This window comes from Paraglaciecola sp., from assembly GCF_051252315.1.
In the GTDB taxonomy this organism is placed as follows: Bacteria; Pseudomonadota; Gammaproteobacteria; order Enterobacterales; family Alteromonadaceae; genus Paraglaciecola.
On the sequence record NZ_JBPOFP010000172.1, the window covers coordinates 1 to 6,561 of the forward strand.

Genomic DNA, 6,561 nt, shown 5'->3' on the forward strand with positions numbered 1-6,561 from the left:
CGATTCCTAGTTTTGAAAAACCAGATTATCATCGTTGCTAGTAGAAGAAACTAGACGGTGTTTACCGGACGGACACAATAGATAACACTGCCATGTAATCCACCCTAAGATCGTCTAATAGTTTCTAAAATGTTTTGTGTGTTATCTTTGATAGTCTTGGTCACTCAAAATTAACTGATAAGAAAATTAATCTTTAATGTACCGTTCTATATGAAGTTATGCATACATCTGCTAAGTCAGGATGATTTAATATTTTAGCTCGATACAGATAGTTTTGATTTTTCTTAACAATTTTATAAGTATATGTTGTTCAACAAGCTTATAACAATGGCAGAGTAAAGTACTGAAATTGGTAGTCCTATTTTCACAAAATCCATATAACGATAGTTACCGGCATTATGCACTAGGAGGTTTGTCTGATAACCATAAGGGGAGATAAAACTTGCACTAGCGGCAAATGCCACGGCGAGTGAAAATGGCATGATAGGTAAGCCCATGGTCTCTACTAGCGCCCATGCAAAGGGAAACATTAATGCTGCTGCGGCGTTATTGGTGACAAATTCAGTCAGTAATAGGGTGGTGATATATAGCGCAATGAGTGCTACGAGAGGCGAGGTCGTGAGTAATACATGACTGAGGTTATCGGTTAATAAAGCAATGACACCGCTATTCACTAAGCCTGATGATAAGGTTAACGCACCGACAATCACCATCAATAAATTCAAAGGTAGATGACGTTTGACCTCACTGTAGGATGTGACATCTAACAGCACGAGCAAGGCTAAAAAGAATAGTAGACCAATAATTAACGGAACTACTTCAAGGGCCGCCAATGTGACTACCCCTAAAAATCCTGAGATGGTCAGCCAGTCTTGAGTCGATGAGAGTTTACGCGAGATTTTTTGTTCCGAGACAATAAAAAAGTGTTTTGCGATGTTGTTACATTGTTGAAAATCTTGTCCGGTAGCTAGCAACAGAAAATCACCTGATTGGAGGGTGATTTCTCCAAGTTTTCCTGATAGAGTCTCGCCATCGCGTTTGATAGCCACGACAGCTGCATCAAATAATGCTCGGAATCCGACTTTTTTAAGGGTTTTACCGATGATAGAGGAGCGGTTGGAAATAATCACTTCGGTTAATTTTTCATGCAGTAAGCCATCGCATTCAGCAAATAAGTGGAGTCCTTTGATATGTGCTAGGGCATCAACTTTCTGCACATTCCCACTGAAGATGAGCTTGTCATTGGCTTGAATGATTTCATCAGGGGTGACCGGTGAGATGATTTGGTTATTACGCACGATTTCGACTAAGAATAATTCGGGTAAATTGCGTAAGTGATTGGCCTCTACCGATTTACCGATGAGCTCTGAATGCGTTGCAACTTTGGCTTCCAGTAAATATCCACTGCTATTTTCAACTCGCGAGTTGATCGTGGGTAACCAATCTTTCAATATAAATAACAGCCCCCCACAGATGAGTCCAGCGCTAAGGCCAAAGAGGGTAAAATCAAAAAAAGCAAAGCCTGGGTGGCCTTGTTCAATCAAAAAGCTATCTACTATCAGGTTGGTGGATGTGCCGATGAGTGTCACGGTACCGCCTAATATCGCCGCGTAGGAGAGGGGGATGAGTAATTTAGAGGCTGCGTGATATTGGTTTTGTTTCACCGAGCCAATCAAGCTGGCCACGATAGCAGTGTTATTTAATAGCGCCGAGGCAAAAAAAGAAATGCCAAATAAGCGTAAAAACGAGGTGGTGTAGTTTTGAATGATGAGTTTACGGGCAATGCGCTTAAGCAGCGCCGTTTTATCTATCGCATGAGAGATAATTAACAACAGCAACAATGTAATAAGACCTTGGTTGGTGGCATTATCTAAGACAGTATCAATCGATACAGCCCCGCAGAGCAATAACGCCAATGTGGTCATACTAAAAATAAATGACGGGCGCTTTTTACTGACAATGAGTGCCCCAATAGTCAGTAAAAAGATACCTATCACACTGATTTGTAATAAATCAATCGTCACTGTATGACCACCCCAAGATAACATGTTGACGTACTTGGCATTGTGTTATTTTAACTGCGTGATATCGGCTGCACCCCAATGCGGGAAATGCTTGCGCACCAGCGTATTAAATTCTATTTCAAATTCAGAATAAGCATGCTGCGGTGCATCACTTGCCGCAAGCTGGTCGATTATCATCCCCGCACCGACGGTCGCATTGGTTAAGCGGTCAATGACGATAAACGCACCGGTTTGACGATTACGTGTATAGGGATCACACGCCACGTCTTGGGTCAGTTTAATGCCCACTTTGCCGATTTCATTGAGTTGCATATGTACCGCTTCGGTCTGTTCCATGGTATTAACATCGATTAAGTAATCAATATGACTCACGCCCCCAGACACTGTTTTAGTTGCAAACTTAAAGTTGTACTGTTTGTTAGGAATAAGCGCCGCTTCATCCATCCATACTAAATGGGTATTAAATTGTGAGCCGTGGAGCGGTAGGTTATCTGATTTGACAATCATATCACCGCGCGAAATATCAATTTCATCGGCCAAGGTCAAGGTCACTGCAGCTTGAGGTGCAGCGCGCTCTTGCTCCCCTTCGAACGTCACAATGGATTTAATCGTCGAGGTTTTGCCTGATGGCAACGTGGTGACGGCATCACCTACACTCACTTCACCTGAGACAACGGTACCGGCAAAGCCGCGAAAATCCAAATTAGGACGATTCACATACTGCACGGGGAAGCGAAAATCACTGCGGTTCACGGTGCGTGTGACTTCGATATTTTCCAATAAAGACATCATCGTCGGGCCGGTATACCAGGGGGTATGCTGGGAATGATTTACCACGTTATCGCCTTCTAGCGCAGATAAGGGGATAAATTGGATGTCGTCAATATTCAGCTGCTGAGCAAATTCAAGGTATTGGGCTTTGATATCAGAGTAAACCGCTTCACTGTAATCCATCAAATCCATTTTGTTGACCGCCACAATGACATGCTTAATGCCCAGTAATGAGGCTAAGAAAGAATGACGTTTGGTCTGAGTTTTCACGCCCGCGCGCGCATCGACTAAGATAATGGCTAAATCACAGGTGGACGCTCCAGTGACCATATTACGGGTATACTGTTCATGTCCTGGGGTATCGGCGATGATGAATTTGCGCTTATCGGTTGAAAAATACCGATACGCCACATCAATGGTAATGCCTTGTTCACGTTCAGATTGTAAACCATCAACAAGTAAGGCTAAATCGACTTTCTCACCCGTGGTACCACTTTTTTTACTGTCTTGGGTAATGGCGGCCAGCTGGTCTTCATAAATCATTTTAGAGTCATAAAGTAGACGACCAATTAAGGTACTTTTGCCGTCATCGACACTGCCACAGGTTAAAAAGCGTAACATATCTTTGTTTTCGTGTTGGGCCAAGTAGCCTAAGATATCGTTTTCAAGTAATGTATTTTTATGTTCCATGGCTTAACAACTCACTAAGAAAAAAGGGTTCAATACCGACTCGCTTTGGTTATAGCGAAGCGGAGTTTGGGAAGTGGGGTTCGTCGCAGATGCCGCGATAGTCTCTAGGGATAATTCAGTGACAGTAGCACCTGCGGCAAGTGCCACGGCATGCGCCGCACCGGTATCCCATTCACTGGTGGGACCTAGACGGGGATAAAAATGCGCCGCCCCTTCTGCCACTAGGCACAGCTTTAACGAGCTCCCCATCGATACCAGCTCTGCTGTTTTATTTAGCGCGGCAATGAACTGTTGTATTTCAGGGCTTTGATGAGAGCGACTGCCCACCACCTGATAAGTTTGCGCGTCACTGCGTGATGCCGTAGACATGGCGGTGGCTTCACCTTTGACAGTTTTTGTGGCGCCGTGACCGACTACACCTGAATAAAGTGTGTCTAAGACGGGCGCGTAGACCACACCCAGTACCGGCACTCCATCACTGATAAGCGCGATATTGACGGTGAACTCACCATTTTTCTTGATGAATTCTTTGGTGCCATCCAACGGGTCGACTAACCAGTAGCTGTCCCATGTTTGACGGGTAGACCATGGAATATCTGCAGACTCTTCGGATAAAATGGGTAAATCACTAATCGCTTCTAGTCCTGCAATAATGACGTTATGCGCGGCTAAGTCTGCTTCGGTTAACGGACTGTCATCGGTTTTAGTCACAATCTCAAAATCGCGCTCATAGATAGATAAAATCGCGTTGCCTGCCGCTATGGCAATCTTGTCTACTTGAGGTTGTAGGGCGTTAATTTCATTGATAGAGGGCATTATACGAACCCCTTCTCAACGAGTAATGCATATAAACGATCAGCAGTCGCCACCGCGTATTCATCTTGATACGTCACGGTGATTTCGGGATTAACCGGCGCTTGATATTCAGAATCAATACCGGTGAAATGCGGGATATCACCGCTGCGTGCTTTTTTGTATAGCCCTTTAGGGTCGCGAGCTTCGCACACCGCAAGTGGCGTATCAATGAATATTTCAACAAACTCATTATCATCTAAGATTTCTCGACAATAATCACGGTCTGCTTTAAAAGGGGAAATAAAGGCAGTAATGACCACAGTACCACTATCGACAAAGAGTTTTGCTACTTCTGAGATACGGCGAATATTTTCCACACGGTCTTTATCACTAAAGCCTAAATCACCACATAACCCATGACGGACATTATCGCCATCTAATAAATAGGTGTGTTTACCTTCGGCAACAAGCTTTTGCTCCAGTAAGTTGGCAATGGTCGATTTTCCAGAGCCACTTAGGCCAGTGAGCCAGAGTACACGGGGGATTTGATTTTTTTGCGCGCCGCGCGAGGCTTTATTAGTGGCATGCTGATGCCAAACAATATCGGTGCTCATCCTTAAAAGTATCCTTCCATTTTTTTCTTTTCCATCGAGCCTGATGAATCATGGTCTATAACACGACCTTGACGCTCAGATGTAGTGGTCAAGAGCATTTCTTGAATGACTTCAGGCAGAGTGTCAGCTTGTGATTCGACTGCGCCGGTCAGTGGATAACAGCCTAGCGTTCTAAAGCGCACCGATTTCATCATCGGCGTTTCACCAGGCTCTAGTGGCATACGCTCATCATCGACCATAAATAAGACCCCATCGCGCTCTACCACTGGGCGGGGTTTAGCGAGATACAATGACGGAATTTCAATATTCTCAAGGTAAATGTATTGCCAAATATCTAATTCTGTCCAGTTAGACATTGGGAATACTCGAATACTTTCACCCGGATTGACTTGTGAATTATAAATATTCCACAGTTCGGGGCGTTGATTTTTCGGATCCCAACGATGATTTTGGTCGCGGAATGAATACACGCGTTCTTTAGCGCGCGATTTTTCTTCATCCCGACGTGCCCCACCGAAAGCAGCATCAAACTTATGTGCATTTAAAGCTTGTTTTAAGGCGTTGGTTTTCATGATGTCGGTGTGTTTAGCGCTGCCATGGCTGAATGGTCCCACACCGGCATCGACGCCTTCTTGGTTAATATGGACTAATAAGTCCAGATTATGTTTTTGCGCCATACGGTCACGAAATTCGATCATTTCACGGAATTTCCAGGTGGTATCAACGTGTAATAAGGGGAAGGGGATTTTACCCGGAGCAAAGGCTTTACGTGCTAAATGAAGCAGTACAGAGGAGTCTTTTCCGACAGAATAAAGCATGACAGGGTTATCAAATTCGGCGGCGACTTCACGAAAGATATGAATACTTTCGGCTTCAAGTTGTTTCAGGTGGGTGACAGAATCAGTCATTACAATTTCCATATCCATAAATATTATATTAATATAACATTATATGGAAAAATAAAGAATACAAACTGTTGCCAATTTAGCTATAAACTGTTGCCAATTTAGCTATAAAATTTAATTAAATGTGATTTTTAACATTGTCACCGGCAATGTAAAAAACAGTCTAACGAACATGCGGCTATAAAGTTAGATTGCCGTTGACACCGTTGACAACATGTTAATCATCCATAAAATCCCATGCCCTTAAGTATCTGATCACGGTTGATTCACCGCTCCATCGAAATACCTCGCATCACTAAATCCAACGCACCGCCGACTCGAAATGAGTGACCTGAAAAAGGATTTTTAGTTTCCACATTACTTCGAGTTTGGATTTCTTGCACAATATGATTAACACTACTGCTAGCAAGTCGTTCCATGATGTTATTGTATTTATTTATGCCCCTCAAAATATAACTATCACCCGCCAAATCTCTCTATGGCGATCACCTGGTAACAATTGTTGTGGTTGAATTAGCTGGACACTTCAATAAAGGATAATATCCAACTATTGAGGTGTATAAAATGACTAAAGGTACTAACAAGCAATACCCAAATGATTTTAAACAAGAAGCAGTAGCACTGGTAACACAGCAAGGTTATTCAGTTGTAGAAGCGGCAGCTTCGTTAAATATTACCGATAAACTGTGTCCGTCCGGTAAACACCACTAATCTAGATCTACATTCCAAGGTAGTAATGTATCGACATCAATCTCAGGTTGA

General features: G+C 43.3%; 7 protein-coding genes. 1 reads left to right on the forward strand and 6 read right to left on the reverse strand.

Going from position 1 to position 6,561, the window contains the following annotated elements:
• Window positions 1-293: 293 nt before the first annotated feature.
• The 6 genes from ACSHXM_RS20340 to ACSHXM_RS20365 form a co-directional block, all read right to left on the reverse strand.
• Window positions 294-2,018, reverse strand: a complete 1,725-nt coding sequence (locus tag ACSHXM_RS20340; RefSeq protein WP_435691984.1) for an SLC13 family permease — start codon at window positions 2,016-2,018, stop codon at window positions 294-296.
• Between the two features lie 51 nt (window positions 2,019-2,069).
• Window positions 2,070-3,485 (reverse strand): sulfate adenylyltransferase subunit CysN, encoded by a 1,416-nt coding sequence (gene cysN / locus ACSHXM_RS20345; protein ID WP_435691971.1) that lies wholly within the window; start codon window positions 3,483-3,485, stop codon window positions 2,070-2,072.
• A 3-nt stretch (window positions 3,486-3,488) separates the two neighbouring features.
• On the reverse strand, window positions 3,489-4,301 hold the full coding sequence (gene cysQ / locus ACSHXM_RS20350; protein WP_435691973.1) for a 3'(2'),5'-bisphosphate nucleotidase CysQ: 813 nt from the start codon (window positions 4,299-4,301) through the stop codon (window positions 3,489-3,491).
• Complete coding sequence (gene cysC / locus ACSHXM_RS20355) at window positions 4,301-4,894, reverse strand: adenylyl-sulfate kinase (protein WP_435691975.1); 594 nt, start codon at window positions 4,892-4,894, stop codon at window positions 4,301-4,303. Before cysC ends, cysQ begins: the two co-directional genes overlap by 1 nt.
• A gap of 2 nt (window positions 4,895-4,896) precedes the next feature.
• The gene (cysD, locus tag ACSHXM_RS20360) at window positions 4,897-5,802 is read right to left on the reverse strand and encodes a sulfate adenylyltransferase subunit CysD (RefSeq protein WP_435691977.1); all 906 of its coding nucleotides are present in this window, start codon (window positions 5,800-5,802) and stop codon (window positions 4,897-4,899) included.
• Between the two features lie 263 nt (window positions 5,803-6,065).
• The gene (locus ACSHXM_RS20365) at window positions 6,066-6,269 is read right to left on the reverse strand and encodes a hypothetical protein (protein WP_435691979.1); all 204 of its coding nucleotides are present in this window, start codon (window positions 6,267-6,269) and stop codon (window positions 6,066-6,068) included.
• Window positions 6,270-6,363: 94 nt separating this feature from the next.
• Here ACSHXM_RS20365 and ACSHXM_RS20370 point away from each other — a divergent pair, with 94 nt between their 5' ends.
• Window positions 6,364-6,510 (forward strand): transposase, encoded by a 147-nt coding sequence (locus ACSHXM_RS20370; protein ID WP_435691981.1) that lies wholly within the window; start codon window positions 6,364-6,366, stop codon window positions 6,508-6,510.
• The last annotated feature ends 51 nt before the right edge of the window (window positions 6,511-6,561 follow it).

Bases quoted from the DNA above. Each gene is read 5' to 3' on its own strand.
- cysN (WP_435691971.1), bottom strand. From the start codon at position 3,485: ATGGAACATAAAAATACATTACTTGAAAACGATATCTTAGGCTACTTG.
- cysQ (WP_435691973.1), bottom strand. From the start codon at position 4,301: ATGCCCTCTATCAATGAAATTAACGCCCTACAACCTCAAGTAGACAAG.
- cysC (WP_435691975.1), bottom strand. From the start codon at position 4,894: ATGAGCACCGATATTGTTTGGCATCAGCATGCCACTAATAAAGCCTCG.
- cysD (WP_435691977.1), bottom strand. From the start codon at position 5,802: ATGACTGATTCTGTCACCCACCTGAAACAACTTGAAGCCGAAAGTATT.
- ACSHXM_RS20370 (WP_435691981.1), top strand. From the start codon at position 6,364: ATGACTAAAGGTACTAACAAGCAATACCCAAATGATTTTAAACAAGAA.